Consider the following 16,803-nt stretch of genomic DNA (forward strand, 5'->3'; position numbering starts at 1 on the left):
TGTCCTCCTATTTATTTGTTATCAGATGTTCCGTTCTTAGTCTCTTCGCTTTTTTCTGCTTTTTCAACTGTAGGCTTTGCTACAGGTTTCACTGTTTCAGCAGTTGGCTTATCGGCTGGCTTTTCCTTACGTGGAGGAAAGTTTAGCTCATGAATAGCTTGTGTTGGGCAAACCACAACACATTTGCGACACAATTTACACTTATTGTAGTCGATATAAGCCAAGTTGTTTTCAAGCGTAATAGCATCGAATGGGCATTCCTTCACACATTTCCCACAACCAATACAAGCCACAGAACATGCTTTTTTAGCCACACCACCTTTATCTTTGTTCACACATGAAACAAAAATACGACGGCTCTTAGGGCCTTTCTTTCTTAGTTCAATGATGCTGTTTGGACAGGCTTTTACACAAGCCCCACATGACACACACTTGTCTTCGATAATAACAGGCAATCCTGTTTCTTTATCCATATACATGGCATCGAAGTTACAAGCATCCACACATTCGCCTAATCCCAAGCAACCATATTGGCAACCTGTATCTCCAGAGTAAAGAGAAGCTGCAATGGTACAAGAAGCTGCGCCATCGTATACATTTGTTTTGGGACGGTTGTCACAAGTTCCGTTACAACGAACAACCGCAACTGTTGGGTCTGCTGCTTTTATTTCGTGTCCTAAAAGGGCACCAACGTGAGACATAACCGGAGCGCCACCAACCGGGCAGTTCATATTTGAAATGTCGTCGGCCTTAACCAGAGCTTCGGCAAAACCTCTACACCCCGGATAACCACAGCCCCCGCAGTTTGCTGCAGGCAATGCTTCTTCTACCTCGTCGATGCGAGGATCTTCGTATACTTTGAATTTTTGTGCTACAAAGTAAAGGATGATTGCAGCCGCAATTCCAATAGCACACAAAGCAATAATTGTGATAACTATAATGTTCATTGTTTTTAGATATTTACAATTTTATGTATAGTGAATGAAAACGTTTTCTTTAGTTTGTCTTTAAAAAAGTAGAGCAAACCGTAATAGGGTATTAAGATACCCAAAGCCAACAAGCCACTTGTTAGTTCATTGGTAAATGCCGAAGCTATAAACAGAGTAATAAGAACTATAATAAAGGGCAACACATAGGCTAATACAAGAGCCAGCCAACCTAACGATTCGCTATAAACCACTTTAACTTGTTCACCCATTTCGAAAGATTTGCTGTAGTCGATGATATCGATCTCTTTCTCTTTCATATCGGACATGGAGCAAGCCGATTGGGCATGACATCCAGAGCAAGCCGATACATTAAGTATGCTGACTGTAATCTTTTCGTCTTTTATCTGAGTGATAATACCGACGTGATCTATTTGCTTATTGTTCTGCATGTAGTAGTCTCACTGTTTAGTTGTGTGATTTTAACTAAAATTCAAGTCTGGATATTTGTGTTGTATCTGTTTGGTTTATATTTAATTAACCAGGTATGATGAGCAGTGAAATATCCATATTTTTTAATCTCACACCAGCAAAAATAACACTTTAGGTTAGATAGCATTAGGGGGCTGGTTTATTTATTATTTGTTTAAATAGAGGGACTTCACTCGTTTTGTAAACTAGAGATTGCAATTTTTCATCTATCTGTGTTGAACACAGTCTGTTTGCTGGATTACAGAAATAAATCATTATTTTTTGATTTCAAAAAAAGCATTTTCAATTTAGAATGATTTTAAGATAAAATGTTTGTTGCAGACCTCATTTAATCATTGTTATCTATTCGTTTTGATTGTTCTGCCTGACTATTTGCAAATGAGGGGTGATGGTATCCTGTTTAAAATTAGTAAGTTGATTTGTATGGAAAACAAAAACGGAATTTACACAAGGCAAATTCCGTTTTAAAGTCGTTGATCGTGGTGTTAGAAATTGAACCTTAGAGCCACATAGGGCATCACTGAATTGTCAATTTTGTAGTTGCCATCTTCTTTTTCTATCCAAGCCCAACGGTAGTCTACCCCGGTATAAAGAAATGGATTGATTTTATAAGCAAAACGCATCACTGCTAATGAGTTCTCATCAAACTTGAATGCATCGTCTAGCTTGGTTAGATTTCCTTTACTATAACTTCCTTCAATCAGAATTTTATCGAAAAGGTCTTTGGTTCTTAGGTGAAGTTGCATGAAAGCAGGTGATGTTTCGTTTATGTCATCTGGTAGCAGAAGATTTCCACCTATGATGATTTTATCAAGAATGCTTGCATTCAATGAGCCATAAATACCTTCTTGTTTTTCGGCTCTGCCCAATTGAGCAATTTTAGCATCTTTATTCAATTCATACATGGCATCGAAGAATTGTGGCATGTAATTGTCGCTATACCATAGTCTCTCGATACGCGCATTTAATTTAAACAGGTTGCCAATGATCTTCATGTTTGCATTCAGACCGATACCCATTCCTGTACCACTATCGTAATTTGCCAGTGTTTCAGGGGCAGCAAAATAGGTTTTTAAACTATCCGATTCAACTTTTCTTAATTTGCTGTAGTGAGCATACCATCCTAAATTGAACACTGATGAGTTCACAAGGGTAATTCCCATATCGACACTCCAGGCATTCATACCATCTTTAAGAAAGTGGTTGATATCATGACTTTCGTCGTATCGTTTGCTTTTGTCTTTATCCGTTACATAAGTGAAACCCATATCCAGTGTTTTAATCACGGGAATTTCGCTGGCTCCAAATGGACGAACATAAGGCCGAATGGCGAAAAGGTTGAAAGAACTGGCATCGAAATCGCTATACATCCCTTCAATACCCACTATTTTTTTTATACAGATATCGTAGCTAAGTCCCGTTTTACGTTTTTCGAAACTCATTGAGTTATTGTAGTTGTTAACCAAACTACCGTATCCGACGTGTTCGCCTCTAAGTTGACCGACTTTAATATAAAGAGGATCTTTTTTCTTACGTCCGTAACTTAAGTATGAAATCATACGAAGCACACCAGTTCCATCTTTAAACTCGTCGGTATACATTTTACCATTGTCCAGATTGAAATAAACCGGAATATCGAAACCAACACCAAGTTTACCCAATCTCAGTTCGGGATTTAAACGCACACCAGCATAGTTTTTTTCTCCAATGTGTGCATAGCCAAATGCAGCTGAAAATAGGCTGATAGAATCTATCTGATTGATATTGTCAAAAGAACTTTCGAATTCGAAATTGACTTGAGATTTAGCTGTTTGGGGCAACAGCAAGGCAGAGAGTGTAATAGCTAAGATAGCTAAGGTGATCTTTCTCATTAATTTATAGATTTTGGTTATACAGATTTTAAATAATGAGAGCCAAAAATAATCTAATTATTAAGATTAATCACATGTTTTTGATTATTCGTCATTTATTTTAAGTCAGTCGTCAGTGTGTCTCGCTAGCTAATAACACTCCAGTTGAATTGTGCTTTGCTTAAACGCTTGACTTGTTTGGCTAGAGTAAAATTGATTTCTTTTTCGAGTAAAGGGTCTTTGTCGAGTATGCTTTGAGCAATGTCTCGGGCATATTGCAGCACTTGTCCATCTTTTGCCAAATTGGCAATTTTCAGATCATAGGCAATACCACTTTGTTGTGTTCCCTCAATATCACCAGGTCCGCGAAGTTTTAAATCGACTTCTGCAATTTCGAAACCATCATTGGTTCTGACCATGGTTTCTATTCGTTTTTTCGATTCGTTTGACAGTTTGTAACTCGACATGAGAATGCAGTAAGATTGATCGGCACCACGACCAACCCGTCCCCTAAGCTGGTGGAGTTGTGAAAGACCGAATCGTTCGGTCGATTCAATAATCATGACAGATGCATTGGGTACATTCACGCCAACTTCGATAACCGTAGTGGCAACCATAATTTGAGTTTCACCTTTGGCAAAACGTTGCATTTCGGCATCCTTTTCTGCTGGTTTCATCTTGCCGTGAACCATACTGATGCTGTATTTATCCGGTGAAAAGAAACTGGAAACAGATTCATAGCCTTGTTCCAGGTTTTTGTAATCCATTTTTTCGGATTCTTTGATCATTGGATAAACTAAATAGATTTGACGCCCCAAATCAATCTGCTTTTTCATGAATTTGTAAACCTCTTGTCTTTTGTTTTCAAAGTAGTGAACGGTTTGAATGGGTTTACGTCCGGGAGGGAGTTCATCAATAACAGAAACTTCCAGATCGCCATATAGCGTCATGGCCAATGTTCTGGGAATAGGCGTAGCTGTCATGACCAAAATATGAGGTGGAATCGGATTTTTAGCCCATAATTTGGCACGTTGAGCGACCCCAAACCGGTGTTGTTCGTCTATAATAACGAAGCCCAGATTTTTGAATTGTACCACATCTTCAAGCAAGGCATGCGTTCCAATCAGAATTTGTAATTCGCCGCTTAAGAGATGTTCGTGTATCACTTTTCTGTCCTTAGCTTTGGTAGATCCTGTCAGTAAGGCATAATTGACATTGATCCCATCAAGGAATTCAGCAATGGTTTCCAGGTGCTGAGTTGCTAAAATTTCAGTTGGTGCCATCAGGCAAGCCTGGCAGCCATTGTCAAGTGCCATCAGCATACTCATAAGGCCAACTAAGGTTTTTCCACTTCCCACATCACCTTGCAAAAGGCGGTTCATTTGTTTGCCGACACCGACCTCTTTGCGAATTTCTTTTAAAACCCGTTTTTGAGCGTTAGTCAGTTCAAAAGGAAGGTTGTTTTGGAAAAAGGTATTGAAATATTCACCAATCTTGATGAATTGATGTCCCTGATAAAGAATCTTCCGCTTCATCTTCTTTTTCAGGATATTCAACTGAATGTAGAAGAGTTCTTCGAATTTTAAACGATACTGAGCTTTTTTAAGAAGCTCGGTGTTTTCAGGGAAATGAATTTGCCACAAAGCATCGTGAAGATTGATTAAGCCCAGATGTTTGACCAAATATGCAGGCAGTGTTTCAGGGATTTTACCATTTACCGAATTCAAGATAGATTCCTGAAATTTGTGAATGGCTTTTGAATTCACAAAGCCGGCTTTCATCTTCTCCGAAGTGGGGTAAAAGGCTTGCAGGGCAGCTTGTATTTTGTTTTTGTTCGGTTTGGCTTCTTCAAGTTCGGGATGTACAACGTTGATTCTGTGGTTGAACTCATTGGGTTTACCAAAAACAACATATTCCACGCCAACTTTCAAATTGGGTTTTACAAATTTAATCCCCTTAAACCAAACCAGTTCAAGTATACCTTGTCCATCAGTAAAGTTTGCGACAAGTCTTTGCTGGCGTTTTTCACCTATGGTTTGGATATCGGTTATTCTTCCCTTTACTTGTATGTAGGGAAGTTTTGAATGAATTTCAGATATGGCATAAAATTTTGTTCTATCAATATATTTGAAAGGAAAATGGTATAGCAAATCTTCGTAGCTATGTACTGATAGTTCCTGCTTTAGGAGTAGTGCTTTTTTTGGCCCAACTCCCGTTAAAAATTTAATATCCTGTCCTGCTAATTCTGACATTTAAATAGCCGATTACATCGTTTAGTTAGAGAAATACAAACCTCTATCGGACTCCCAATAGTGATTCACGAATTCAAAAATACAATTAAATTTCGTATACTTTTTAAATGGAGATTTATTGATTTTAATACTTTTTTTTATCTTCAGCTTAGAATCTTAAATTATAGCCAGATGCCCCACTTTAAGTACCACGTGCAAAAACGTTTTACACGATTAATTTCCAAGCATTATAGAGGATTTGGCCTTGATTCGCCTTTTGTTTATCATTTTGTTAGAAATGTGATCGAGGCTAAAATGCACTATTACCCTTTTAAAAAATTGGATAGACTGTGTCAGAATATACATTCAATTTTAGAAGAGAAAATTTCAAATGAAAATTTGAATGAAGAGCAAAAGGTTTGGTTTGAGTCGGAGTTGGAACATCTGAAAGATTGTACAAAATTAAATCGATTTTTATTTCGCCTGATGAATTTTGTGAATCCTCAAACCGCTGCTTTTATTGGGGACGATTCGGCCTTAAATTTAATTTATTTGGCCAAGACTGATACAAGACGAAACTTGTATTGCATAGGGGCACGTGTTTTTGTTCATGATTTTGCTCGACAAATTTTAAGGGAACAGGCTGTGTCGAATGTTATTTTATCAGATTTAAGTTTGGGCTTGACTTTTGATTTTATCCAAATCTCAAGATCGGTTTCACCGGAAGTCTTATTGGCGTTTGAAGACAATATCGATAAATATCTGAATGAAGAATCTTATCTGATCATTGAAAATATCAATAGGGATGAAAAAATGATGTCCTTGTGGAATCGTTTAAAAAAAATGGACCGTTTTACTGTGGGTTTAGATCTGTTTGATGTGGGAATTTTAATAGCCAGAAAGGGGTTGAAAAAACAAGAGCATAACTTGAGTGCTCGATCTTATAAATAGTCGGGAATTATTAATATAAAATCTTTAATAATTTGTTATGAAATGTAAGTCTAAATTTTATCTTTGTGTAACTGATAGAAAATAGGAAAGTCATTTTAGATCCCTTTTTATCACGATAAAAACACACAATCATGACGAAGTTTAAAGTATATACTAAAACAGGAGACTCAGGAACCACAGGATTAATTGGGGGCACTCGGGTTCCTAAGCATCATTTGCGTCTTGAGGCATATGGGACAGTTGATGAATTGAATGCATATATTGGTTTGATTCGATCACATGAGATTGAGAGCAAGTCAAAAGAGACATTACTTTTAGTTCAAAATAAATTATTTTTAATAGGTTCCCGACTGGCAACAGATGATACAAAATCGGATTTGAAAGATAAACTGATTATTGCTGAGGAGGATATCCTTTTGTTGGAAAACGAAATGGACAGAATGGATGAGAGCTTACCGGAATTAAATAATTTTGTTTTGCCAGGAGGTGATCCTCTTAATGGTTATTGTCATATTGCTCGAACTGTTTGTCGTCGTGCTGAACGACGAGCCAATCAGTTGGCTGCTGAAGTGGATATTAATCCCCTATTGTTGAAATATATAAACAGACTTTCTGATTATTTATTTATTCTTTCCCGTAAGGTTTTAATTGATATGGGTAAGGCAGAAATAAAATGGGAGTCAAACTTGTAAATTCAGAAAAAAAAATTATATTCGCAAACTGTAAAAAAAGCAAAAATAAAACTATGTATTGGACTCTAGAATTAGCTACTAAGCTGGAAGATGCACCATGGCCAGCATCTAAAGATGAATTAATTGATTATGCAATTCGTTCGGGAGCGCCATTAGAAGTGATCGAGAACTTGCAAGAGATCGAGGACGAAGGAGATGTGTATGAGAGTATTGAGGATATTTGGCCCGATTACCCAAGCAAAGGAGATTTTCTATTTAACGAAGACGAATATTAAAAAAAAACGTGAGATTTTAAATCTCACGTTTTTTTGTGCCTTTTAGTTTTGGTTTGGGAAGTGATTCTATTTTGTCTTCCGACATCGTTTTTCGAAGTCTTTTCTTTAGTTTATTCTGGAGTTTTTCAATGGCAGATTCCCAAATAAAGATTTCGTCTTTGGTTTTGGGACGAAGTTGATCCCGCCACTCGAAATCTTTTAGGAAACGTTTCTGATTGACAATATCGAAAAGAGGATACATGTTGCCGTCTGGCTTTTTTGTAAATAGAATCTGATCGATTTTTTGTCCTTTAATGTCAATACTGATTGTGCTGCTTTTTGCGACGTTCATACCTACAATAAGACCATGTTCATCTCTTGGGAAGTATAGCGTTTCGCCATTTCCAATAATGTCAAGTTTATCAAGGTGATTGTTATTGACATGCCCAAGCATATTTCGGCCTTTAATTTGATTGTATAAAGTGCTGTCTTCTTTGGAACACAAAAAGGCATTTGTTCTGAAATGGAGGTATTTAATCGCATTGTTATGACTCTCAATACTGATAGAGTCTGCTGTGATCTGGTTACCTTGCGCCCATACTATTGGATCGTTAAACATTCGCATGGTTGAATCCTGAAGCGAATAACTCAATGAATCGCATCTGCCTTGTAAATCTTTACGGAAGAATTTCACCTTATTGTAAGCGAGTATTCTATTAAAATCATTCGTGTCCTTTTCAATGCGGATGGTGTCAGAATGTAAAAATAGGCTATCTTGTTCGCCTGCATGAATGAAGAGGGTAGAGTCAGTTAAAAATGCTTCCTCGGTATCCTTATGCATTTCTAAGTAATGTCCCTTTGCAATGAGTTTGTTGAGAGTATCTTGTAGCTCTACATTTCTGTAGATCATAGCAAGCTGCTTATGCTTGTCAAGATGGATACTATCACCTTTAATTTGGTAAGTATCTCTATTGACTTTGTTGTTTTTCAGAAGGTGTGAAATGCCTGTTTGGGTATTATACCATCCAGACTCACTATAAAGTGTTTCCTTTTCACTAACAATACGAGTCGGTCCAAGAATGGTTATCGTTTTATTGATAGTTTGATATTTCAGAGTGTCAGAATATAAGGTGTAATCGGCGTTGACAAGAACGACGCTATCCTTAAAAAAGAATAGATCCTCGTTGGTGTAGTACCGTCCAATGGTACTGTTGAGAACATTGGTTGAGTCTATAATTGTACCTCCTTCATCGTAGTAACCGATGTTAAGAGCCATATCGTAATCGAGTTTGTCCGTTGTTAGTTTTACACTTTGGTTTTTAAGTGTCACATTTTGTCTCAATTCAGCTCTGCGAGTATTTCCATTATATTTTAAGTAGTCGCCAAAAATGTGAACGGTGTCAGCATTAATAATATGAACATGACTAAAGGCTTCAAATTCACTTTTCTTTTCATTATAATAAGCGCTATCGCAATACAACTTCATGTTTTGGTGCATCATAAAGACATCACCAATTAATTTTTGGATATCAGGGTTGAAAGCACGATCAATTATTAAAGAATTTGAATTCTTTATATCAATTTTGGACTTTTTCTGCGCCTCTAAAGTTTGTGGTAGTAGAATTACCAACAAGCATATTAGGGGTAAGTATCTTTTTACAATCTTGGTCATTGATGATAAATATGAATGAAATGACTTCTTAAAGAAAGTTGTTTCTAGTTTTATTTAAGGAGTTCTTCGATAATGTTTTCTATGCTGACTCCTTCTGCTTCGGCCTTGTAGTTTTTCATGATTCTATGACGAAGAATTGAAACGGCTACGGCTTTTACATCTTCGATATCCGGAGAATATTTACCGGATATAATAGCGTGAGCTTTGGCTCCTATAACCAGATATTGAGAAGCTCTGGGACCAGCTCCCCAATTGATGTATTTATTTGTGATTGAACTAGCATGCTCGGTATTGGGGCGTGTTTTTGCCGCCAAAGTAACAGCATATTCCAACACATTTCGGTTGATAGGGACTTTCTGAATTAGGCTCTGGTAATAACTTATTTCCTGAGCAGACATGATGGTTTCAATTTCAAATATCTTTCCCGAGGTTGTGTTTTCAACAATGCTAATTTCATCCTCAAAGCTAGGGTAGTCAAGGTAAATGCTAAACATGAAACGATCCAGTTGCGCTTCGGGTAAAGGATACGTTCCTTCTTGTTCAATTGGATTTTGAGTTGCAAGAACAAAGAATGGCTTGTCAAGCTGATAATTTTTACCATTAACGGTTACTTCTTTTTCCTGCATGGCCTCTAATAAAGCCGATTGCGTTTTAGGAGGTGTCCGGTTGATTTCATCTGCCAAGATAATATTGGCAAAGAGCGGGCCTTGAATAAATTTGAATTGTCTGTCGCTGTTCAGAATCTCGGTACCGATAATGTCAGAAGGCATCAGGTCAGGAGTGAACTGAATGCGTTGGTATTTCAAATCGAGGGCCTGTGAAATAGTATTTACAAGCAATGTTTTTGCTAGTCCTGGTACGCCGACCAAAAGGCAGTGTCCGTTACTGAAAATTGAAATTAATACCTCTTTGATGATATCATCCTGACCGTAAATCTTTTTCTTGATTTCGGAGAGTAAAGCGTCGTATTTGCTTTTTAAGGCATTGGCAGCCTCAACTTCAGTTCTAAAATTCATCACAGAAAATTTAAATTTTCATGAATAACAAAAACAAAGAATCAGACACAACTCATGCTGTGTCTGATTGATGTATGTTTAAATATTACTTAATCCAGTTTTTGAATCTGAATTTAGCATTCTTATATGAATCATCAATACTGATATATGTTGATGATTGTTTTTCGCTGATCCATTTATTTAGCAAGTCTTGTTGCTTTTGCTGCTTAAGCATGTTTTCAAACTGGCTCCAGTCATCAGCTAAATTAGCTTTGTGAGGCTTAGTTTGTGATTTTATTTTAATGATTTTGTAACTTTCCTGACCTCTTTGATCATCAAGGAAGGCTTCAGAAATTTCTCCAACTTTAAGTTTATTGACAGCCTTTGCTATTGCAGGGGCCAAACTCTCTTTGGTAAATTTTGAACTGGCATTGTATGGGTTTACAATTAAACCGCCATTGTTTTTGGTATCCTTATCATCCGAATAATAGAATGCAGCCTCTTCGAATTTGATTTTATCATTACGAATCATATCAGCAATACTATCCAGTTGCTGAGTTGCAGCAGTTCTGTCTTCCTGTTGGATACGAGGTTTAAGAAGAATGTGGCGAACGTTAATTCTTTCTCCTTTACGATCGATAAGTTGAATGATGTGGAAACCATATTCTGATTCCACAATTTTAGAGATTTTACCAGGCTTTAAGTTAAAAGCTTCATTGGCAAATTCAGGAACTAAATTAGCTCTTGGTGTAAAACCTAATTCACCACCACGCTGGGCACTACCCGGGTCCTCAGAATAAAGAACAGCCAGTGTTGCAAAACTTTCACCTTTCATAATTCGATCACGGAAATTTCTTAGTTTCTCACGAATTCGATCTTTTTCAGTATCGGTTATTTTTGGACTTCTGGTGATTTGCTGAATTTGTAGTTCACCAGGAATGACAGGTAAACTGTCTGTTGGGATATTGTCATAAAGATCACGGACTTCAGCAGGTGTTGCTGTAATGTTTTTCGTAATCTCAGCCTGCATTTTTTGTTTAATCTTGTCGTTGCGCGTCATGTCACGCAACTCATTTTTCATATCAGCAATACTTTTCTTAAAATATTGTTCAAGCTTTTCTTTTGAACCAATACGCTGAATATACATTTCGATTTTGCGTTGCAGGTCATTCTCAACTTCTTGTTCAGTCACCTCAATACTATCGACCTGTGCTTGTGCAATCATCAATTTTTCAATCAAAAGATCTTCAAAAATCTCTGATTTCAAATCTACACTCCCAGACTGGTAGCCCTGTGCTTTTAAGCCCAAAAAACGATTTTCTACGTCAGACTTTAATACAACCTGATTGCCGACCACTGCGATAATCTTATCAATAGAATTATCCTGGGCAAAAGCTGTTGTAAAAAGAATAGCCAACAATGCTAATGACGTGCAGACTTTAAAAAAAATGTTGCGCATATGTGATAGTTTAGTAAATTTTGAATTTGTTTTTTGATTCGGCATCCTTAAAGATGCTTTCCTCCATATTTTTAATAAACTGAATTTTTCTCTTATTGATAATTATTTTTCGAATATCCTCATCAACAAATGATAGAGGAGCAATTTCCTTTTTCAGTTTGTAATCCTGGATATTTATAAAATAATGAAATGTACTATCCTCAGTTTCAAAATACTTATTGCGTCTTAGAAAACTGTCTTCGTCTTTAATCTTAATAGGGGTTTGACTTAGTAAGTTTTGAGAATAAATCCATTGCTCGCTAAAATTATCAAATTTTGTGGCATTTTGAAAGCAGTAGTCCTCTAATTTCTCCCAATCTTCATCTTTCTTCAATTTATAGATCTGTTTGATCTTCTTAGCTTGTGGGAGCGGTTTGGGGATTTTAATATAAACAGCCTTAACAATATTACGGTTTAGTAGGAAATTGCCAGGATAATCACGATAGTATTTATCGATTTCGGCATGTGTAACGACGGTGTCGAGCTTTTGTTCGATTAAATGCTGTTGGTATTTATGTATGATGAGTGAAGAACGGAAATCTTCTACCATTTCTTCAACATCCTGATCTTTTTCGGAAAGGTTGAGTTCAGCTTTTGCAACAAGTAGCTGTTTTTTGATCCATTGGTGGACGTAGTTTTGAGCAATTCTTAAGCTGTCTTCTTTTGAGATGTTATTGGGAACGAGTTCTCGTATTTTATTTAGATACAAGTAAGAATCATCAACTTTTGCTACGGTAGGATTATCAATGTTGTTATTTGAGTTACATGATATAAATCCTAAAAGAATAAATAGTAAGATGAGATTTCTTGTCATAGTCAGCTTTTAATAGGTTTCAAACTCAAATATTATCGGCAACTAGTCCTAAGACCAATTGCCGATTATCATGTTAATCTTAAAAAGATTATCTGCTATAATTAGGAGCTTCACGCGTAATTGCGACATCGTGAGGATGACTTTCTGCCATACCTGAAGCTGTAATTTTCACAAATTTGGCATTGTGAAGAGCTTCAATATTAGCCGATCCACAATAGCCCATTCCAGCACGTAAACCACCAAGTAACTGGTAGATTACTTCGTAAAGTGTTCCTTTGTAAGGTACACGTCCTACGATTCCTTCCGGAACTAATTTTTTGATATCATCTTCCGCATCCTGGAAATAACGGTCTTTAGAACCTTTTTCCATTGCTTCAATTGATCCCATTCCACGGTAAGCCTTAAATTTACGGCCATTGAAAATAATCGTTTCTCCTGGAGACTCCTCAACACCAGCAAGTAATGAGCCAGCCATAATTGAGTTAGCACCAGCAGCAAGAGCTTTAACAATATCACCTGAGTAACGTAATCCACCATCAGCAATTACAGGAACACCCGTTCCGGCAAGCGCTTTACTAACTTCGTAAATTGCAGTTAGCTGAGGTACACCTACACCAGCAATGACACGTGTTGTACAAATTGATCCTGGACCGATACCAACTTTTACCCCATCAGCACCTGCTTCAACAAGCATTTTAGCAGCTTCAGGTGTTGCGATATTTCCAACAATGAATTGCATTTCAGGATACTGCTTTTTTGCTTTTTTCAATAAGTCAACTACACCTTTGGAGTGTCCGTGAGCTGTATCAATAATGATCGCATCAGCACTTGCTTTCACTAAAGCATCAACTCGTTCAAGTGTGTCTCCAGCAATACCTACAGCTGCAGCAACTCGCAAACGACCTTTTTCATCCTTACAGGCTAAAGGTTTGTCCTTAGCTTTAGTAATATCCTTGTAAGTAATTAATCCAATGAGTTTGTTGTCAGCATCAACAACAGGTAATTTCTCAATTTTGTGAGACTGAAGAATCGCAGCAGCCTGATCAAGGTTAGTACCTGAGTGTGTTGTGATGATGTTTTCAAAAGTCATAACTTCTGAAATGGCCTTATTCATCTGCAACTCAAAACGAAGATCTCTGTTTGTTACAATTCCAAGAAGAACTTTTTTCTCGTCAACAACAGGAATCCCTCCAATTTTGTACTCTTTCATAAGAGCAAGAGCGTCTTTAACTGTTTTGTTTGGAGCAATGGTAATAGGATCATAAATCATCCCATTTTCGGCTCTCTTAACCGTTAAAACCTGTTTAGCTTGAGCAGCGATGCTCATGTTTTTGTGGATAACTCCAATTCCTCCTTCACGAGCAATAGAAATAGCTAGAGCTGATTCGGTTACGGTATCCATTGCTGCTGAAACAATTGGGGTGTTTAGCGTAATGGAGCGTGAGAATTGAGTTTTTAGACTTACGTCTTTAGGTAAAACTTCAGAAAAAGCTGGTACCAAAAGAACGTCGTCAAATGTTAATCCATCGGAAACAATTTTATCAGATACGAATGACATTATGCAATAATTTTAGATTTAAATTGCATGCGAAATTACAAAAAAATAGTGTGATTCGTCTTGTTCAATAATCTAAAAAAGTGTTAATTGATTTTAGATGCTTATTTTTGTATGAAAATAAAGCCAATATATGCAGTATTTACTGTTGTTTTTATGTGTATATTAAATTCGTTAATCGGTTATATTTCCCTTTGATATAGTGGGTTGTTTGCTAAGTAGATTGAGAAGTTTATTGAAATTTTGAGTTAAATGAGTGTGTATCACAAAGTCTTAAAAAAATATTGGGGTTACGATGAATTTCGTCCTTTACAGGAGGATATTATTTTATCAGTGGCCGAAAGTCGCGATACTTTGGGCCTAATGCCAACAGGAGGAGGGAAGTCGTTGACTTTTCAGATCCCAACTCTTGCGATGGATGGGCTTTGTATTATTGTTTCGCCTTTGGTTGCTCTTATGAAAGATCAGGTTTTAAATCTGAAAGAGAAAGGGATTAAAGCTGAACTAATCTACTCAGGCTTGACTCGGGATGAGATTGAACTGATCTTAAATAAATGCCTTTATGGTCAGAATAAGTTTCTCTACATATCTCCTGAACGTATAAGCACATCAATATTTCAGGAAAAGTTGCAAAGCATGAATGTGTGCTTGATTGCTATAGATGAATCGCATTGTATTTCGCAGTGGGGTTACGATTTCCGACCTTCTTATCTCAAGATTATTAAGCTAAGAGAGCTTTTGCCTGATGTGCCTGTGTTGGCACTTACTGCCACAGCTACGCCTGAAGTTGTCGACGACATTCAGGATCGTTTGGGTTTTGAGAAGAAAAATGTTTTTCGAAAAAGTTTTGAACGTCCCAATTTGTCTTATCTGGTAAGGCATGTGGAGGATAAAAATCGTTATTTGTTGAAAATTCTGAGAAAGCAGAAGGGGAGTTCGGTTGTTTATGTGCGCAGCAGAAAGAAATGCAAGGAAATTGCTGAATTCCTGAAACTAAATCAAGTTAAGGCTGAATATTATCATGCCGGACTTGATAATGCCGTAAAGGATATGAGGCAGGAGCGCTGGCGAGAAGGTCAGGTGCAGGTTATGGTTGCGACCAATGCTTTTGGTATGGGGATTGATAAATCTGATGTGCGTACGGTGGTGCATATGGATTTGCCGGATACTCTAGAAGCTTATTTTCAGGAAGCGGGTCGGGCAGGGCGAGATGGGAAAAGAGCTTATGCCGTAATGCTTTTTTCAAATCCTGACAAAGTTCAGTTGTTGAAGCGAATCAAAACATCCTTTCCTGAGATTGAAACCATTAAAAGAGTTTATCAGGCAGTTGGTAATTTTTTGCAAGTTGCCGAAGGGGCAGGGAAAGATGCGGTATTTGATTTTAATATGGCTGTTTTCTGTCAGAATTTCAAATTCAATGTTTTGCAGGCTTACAGCAGTCTAAAAATACTGCAGCGTGCCGGTTATCTGGAGTTGACTGATGATTTGGAACATGCCACTAAAATTCATTTTGTAATTCGTCGTGATGATTTGTATCGTTATCAGTTGGAAAATAAGCAGCAAGATGATTTTATTAAACTATTGCTGAGAACGTACACGGGGTTGTTTACTGATTTTGTTCCTGTAAATTTAGATGCACTGGCTTATCGGAAAAAAATAGATGTCAAGCTTTTGATCGATCGGTTGAAAGATTTATCTCAGCACGGTATCATCAAATACATTCCTCGAAAAAAGACCCCTTTTATTATTTTTAATCAGGAGCGTTTACCTCTTAAATACTTAGTGTTTACAAAAGAAGTTTATCAATCCAGAAAAGAGAAATTTGAAGAAAAAATTAATGCTGTCATATCTTATGCCGAAACAACTGATATTTGTCGGTCTAAGTTTTTGTTGGAATATTTTGGTCAGCAAGATGCGCCCTTGTGTGGAGAATGTGATGTGTGTAAAGAAAAGGATGAGGAGATAGAAAGTAAAATTTATCAGGCCATTCAAATGGAAGTGAAGACCTCTTTGACTGAAGAGGAAAGTTCTGTTTACGAATTGGTGGAAACAAGTCAGTATCCTGAAAAGAAATTATTGGAAGTTATTCGTCTCATGATGGATAATGGCGAGCTGAAAACGGTCAAAGGTGATAAGATAGGATTGGCTTGAATCTGTGAGATTTGTACTCAGAAGAATCATTATTGTCAAAATCTTATTAATTTTGCATGATTACACTAGAATTTGAGAAATGGAAGAGAATTTTGAACATCCGGTTTACGATAAAAATACAATAGAATTTGTGACTGTTGCTAATGAGTTTTGCATACTCCTGGAATCGAGTGGCAAAATTTCTAAAATGGATTTCATAGAACGTGCACAAAAACTATTGCCTCTCTTGTACTTAAAGGCAAGTTTGTTGCCTAAGGTGGAGAACGAGTTTGAAGGAGAGATAGAAAAATTTGTAGGAGAAGGTGATTGGGAATATATCAGAACGGCCGTACTTGAGAAGATGGGGGCTAATGATGAATATCTTGAGGTATTTGATGATGGTATGCGTGATAGCGATGAGCCTATAGTGGCCTCAATTTCTGAGAATTTTGCCGATATTTATCAGGATCTTAAAGACTTTTTGACCTCATATCGTATTGCAAGCGTCGAAATTATGAATGATGCCCTTTGGGATTTGAATACTAATTTCCACCAGTATTGGGGACAATCTATCGTTAACTCATTGCGTGCGATTCATTATTTATTAGCTCATCCGGAAAAATTGGAAGATGATCTGAATGAACAAGGACCATCTTCTTTAGATCGGTTAGATATGAGCCAGTCAATTTTCTCGCAGCGCCAGCAACAGTGGGGAGATGAAGAAGAATAGCTATTAGTTAGCC

At 37.1% G+C, this 16,803-nt stretch carries 14 protein-coding genes; 5 read left to right on the plus strand and 9 right to left on the minus strand.

Annotation, left to right across the window (positions count from 1 at the left end; genetic code table 11):
* Positions 1 to 11: 11 nt before the first annotated feature.
* The 4 genes from EV201_RS12500 to recG all read right to left on the minus strand — a co-directional run bounded on the left by EV201_RS12500 (position 12) and on the right by recG (position 5,520).
* Complete coding sequence (locus tag EV201_RS12500; protein WP_130307982.1) at positions 12 to 947, minus strand: Fe-S cluster domain-containing protein; 936 nt, start codon at positions 945 to 947, stop codon at positions 12 to 14.
* Positions 948 to 952: 5 nt separating this feature from the next.
* Positions 953 to 1,378 carry a SoxR reducing system RseC family protein gene (locus EV201_RS12505; protein WP_130307983.1) on the minus strand — a complete coding sequence of 142 codons (426 nt, stop codon included), beginning with the start codon at positions 1,376 to 1,378 and terminating at the stop codon, positions 953 to 955.
* Positions 1,379 to 1,903: 525 nt separating this feature from the next.
* Positions 1,904 to 3,289, minus strand: coding sequence for a hypothetical protein (locus EV201_RS12510; RefSeq protein WP_130307984.1), 1,386 nt, complete (start codon positions 3,287 to 3,289; stop codon positions 1,904 to 1,906).
* A 125-nt stretch (positions 3,290 to 3,414) separates the two neighbouring features.
* The gene (gene recG / locus EV201_RS12515) at positions 3,415 to 5,520 is read right to left on the minus strand and encodes an ATP-dependent DNA helicase RecG (protein ID WP_130307985.1); all 2,106 of its coding nucleotides are present in this window, start codon (positions 5,518 to 5,520) and stop codon (positions 3,415 to 3,417) included.
* A 171-nt stretch (positions 5,521 to 5,691) separates the two neighbouring features.
* Here recG and EV201_RS12520 point away from each other — a divergent pair, with 171 nt between their 5' ends.
* The 3 genes from EV201_RS12520 (at position 5,692) to EV201_RS12530 (ending at position 7,417) form a co-directional block, all read left to right on the plus strand.
* On the plus strand, positions 5,692 to 6,450 hold the full coding sequence (locus EV201_RS12520; RefSeq protein WP_130307986.1) for a hypothetical protein: 759 nt from the start codon (positions 5,692 to 5,694) through the stop codon (positions 6,448 to 6,450).
* Between the two features lie 131 nt (positions 6,451 to 6,581).
* Positions 6,582 to 7,142, plus strand: a complete 561-nt coding sequence (locus EV201_RS12525; RefSeq protein ID WP_130307987.1) for a cob(I)yrinic acid a,c-diamide adenosyltransferase — start codon at positions 6,582 to 6,584, stop codon at positions 7,140 to 7,142.
* 53 nt (positions 7,143 to 7,195) lie between these two features.
* The gene (locus EV201_RS12530; protein ID WP_125031983.1) at positions 7,196 to 7,417 is read left to right on the plus strand and encodes a DUF2795 domain-containing protein; all 222 of its coding nucleotides are present in this window, start codon (positions 7,196 to 7,198) and stop codon (positions 7,415 to 7,417) included.
* Positions 7,418 to 7,433: 16 nt separating this feature from the next.
* Here EV201_RS12530 and EV201_RS12535 read toward each other — a convergent pair whose 3' ends face one another.
* The 5 genes from EV201_RS12535 to guaB form a co-directional block, all read right to left on the minus strand.
* A complete protein-coding gene (locus EV201_RS12535; protein ID WP_130307988.1) occupies positions 7,434 to 9,068 on the minus strand; it encodes an OstA-like protein in 1,635 nt (544 codons plus the stop codon).
* A gap of 50 nt (positions 9,069 to 9,118) precedes the next feature.
* Positions 9,119 to 10,084 carry an AAA family ATPase gene (locus EV201_RS12540; protein ID WP_130307989.1) on the minus strand — a complete coding sequence of 322 codons (966 nt, stop codon included), beginning with the start codon at positions 10,082 to 10,084 and terminating at the stop codon, positions 9,119 to 9,121.
* Positions 10,085 to 10,169: 85 nt separating this feature from the next.
* On the minus strand, positions 10,170 to 11,522 hold the full coding sequence (locus tag EV201_RS12545; protein WP_130307990.1) for a peptidylprolyl isomerase: 1,353 nt from the start codon (positions 11,520 to 11,522) through the stop codon (positions 10,170 to 10,172).
* A gap of 10 nt (positions 11,523 to 11,532) precedes the next feature.
* A complete protein-coding gene (locus EV201_RS12550; RefSeq protein WP_130307991.1) occupies positions 11,533 to 12,375 on the minus strand; it encodes a hypothetical protein in 843 nt (280 codons plus the stop codon).
* 88 nt (positions 12,376 to 12,463) lie between these two features.
* On the minus strand, positions 12,464 to 13,933 hold the full coding sequence (gene guaB, locus EV201_RS12555) for an IMP dehydrogenase (RefSeq protein WP_130307992.1): 1,470 nt from the start codon (positions 13,931 to 13,933) through the stop codon (positions 12,464 to 12,466).
* Positions 13,934 to 14,182: 249 nt separating this feature from the next.
* Here guaB and EV201_RS12560 point away from each other — a divergent pair, with 249 nt between their 5' ends.
* Positions 14,183 to 16,081 carry a RecQ family ATP-dependent DNA helicase gene (locus EV201_RS12560; protein ID WP_130307993.1) on the plus strand — a complete coding sequence of 633 codons (1,899 nt, stop codon included), beginning with the start codon at positions 14,183 to 14,185 and terminating at the stop codon, positions 16,079 to 16,081.
* 79 nt (positions 16,082 to 16,160) lie between these two features.
* Positions 16,161 to 16,790 carry a DUF5063 domain-containing protein gene (locus tag EV201_RS12565; RefSeq protein ID WP_130307994.1) on the plus strand — a complete coding sequence of 210 codons (630 nt, stop codon included), beginning with the start codon at positions 16,161 to 16,163 and terminating at the stop codon, positions 16,788 to 16,790.
* Positions 16,791 to 16,803: the final 13 nt, after the last annotated feature.

The organism is Ancylomarina subtilis (assembly GCF_004217115.1).
Classification (GTDB): domain Bacteria; phylum Bacteroidota; class Bacteroidia; order Bacteroidales; family Marinifilaceae; genus Ancylomarina; species Ancylomarina subtilis.

What these genes read in the sequence shown, in the direction of transcription:
- EV201_RS12510 (WP_130307984.1), bottom strand. Translation starts at nt 3,289, where the DNA reads ATGAGAAAGATCACCTTAGCTATCTTAGCTATTACACTCTCTGCCTTG.
- EV201_RS12545 (WP_130307990.1), bottom strand. Translation starts at nt 11,522, where the DNA reads ATGCGCAACATTTTTTTTAAAGTCTGCACGTCATTAGCATTGTTGGCT.
- EV201_RS12540 (WP_130307989.1), bottom strand. Translation starts at nt 10,084, where the DNA reads ATGAATTTTAGAACTGAAGTTGAGGCTGCCAATGCCTTAAAAAGCAAA.
- recG (WP_130307985.1), bottom strand. Translation starts at nt 5,520, where the DNA reads ATGTCAGAATTAGCAGGACAGGATATTAAATTTTTAACGGGAGTTGGG.
- guaB (WP_130307992.1), bottom strand. Translation starts at nt 13,933, where the DNA reads ATGTCATTCGTATCTGATAAAATTGTTTCCGATGGATTAACATTTGAC.
- EV201_RS12565 (WP_130307994.1), top strand. Translation starts at nt 16,161, where the DNA reads ATGGAAGAGAATTTTGAACATCCGGTTTACGATAAAAATACAATAGAA.
- EV201_RS12525 (WP_130307987.1), top strand. Translation starts at nt 6,582, where the DNA reads ATGACGAAGTTTAAAGTATATACTAAAACAGGAGACTCAGGAACCACA.
- EV201_RS12500 (WP_130307982.1), bottom strand. Translation starts at nt 947, where the DNA reads ATGAACATTATAGTTATCACAATTATTGCTTTGTGTGCTATTGGAATT.
- EV201_RS12550 (WP_130307991.1), bottom strand. Translation starts at nt 12,375, where the DNA reads ATGACAAGAAATCTCATCTTACTATTTATTCTTTTAGGATTTATATCA.
- EV201_RS12560 (WP_130307993.1), top strand. Translation starts at nt 14,183, where the DNA reads ATGAGTGTGTATCACAAAGTCTTAAAAAAATATTGGGGTTACGATGAA.
- EV201_RS12535 (WP_130307988.1), bottom strand. Translation starts at nt 9,068, where the DNA reads ATGACCAAGATTGTAAAAAGATACTTACCCCTAATATGCTTGTTGGTA.
- EV201_RS12505 (WP_130307983.1), bottom strand. Translation starts at nt 1,378, where the DNA reads ATGCAGAACAATAAGCAAATAGATCACGTCGGTATTATCACTCAGATA.
- EV201_RS12520 (WP_130307986.1), top strand. Translation starts at nt 5,692, where the DNA reads ATGCCCCACTTTAAGTACCACGTGCAAAAACGTTTTACACGATTAATT.
- EV201_RS12530 (WP_125031983.1), top strand. Translation starts at nt 7,196, where the DNA reads ATGTATTGGACTCTAGAATTAGCTACTAAGCTGGAAGATGCACCATGG.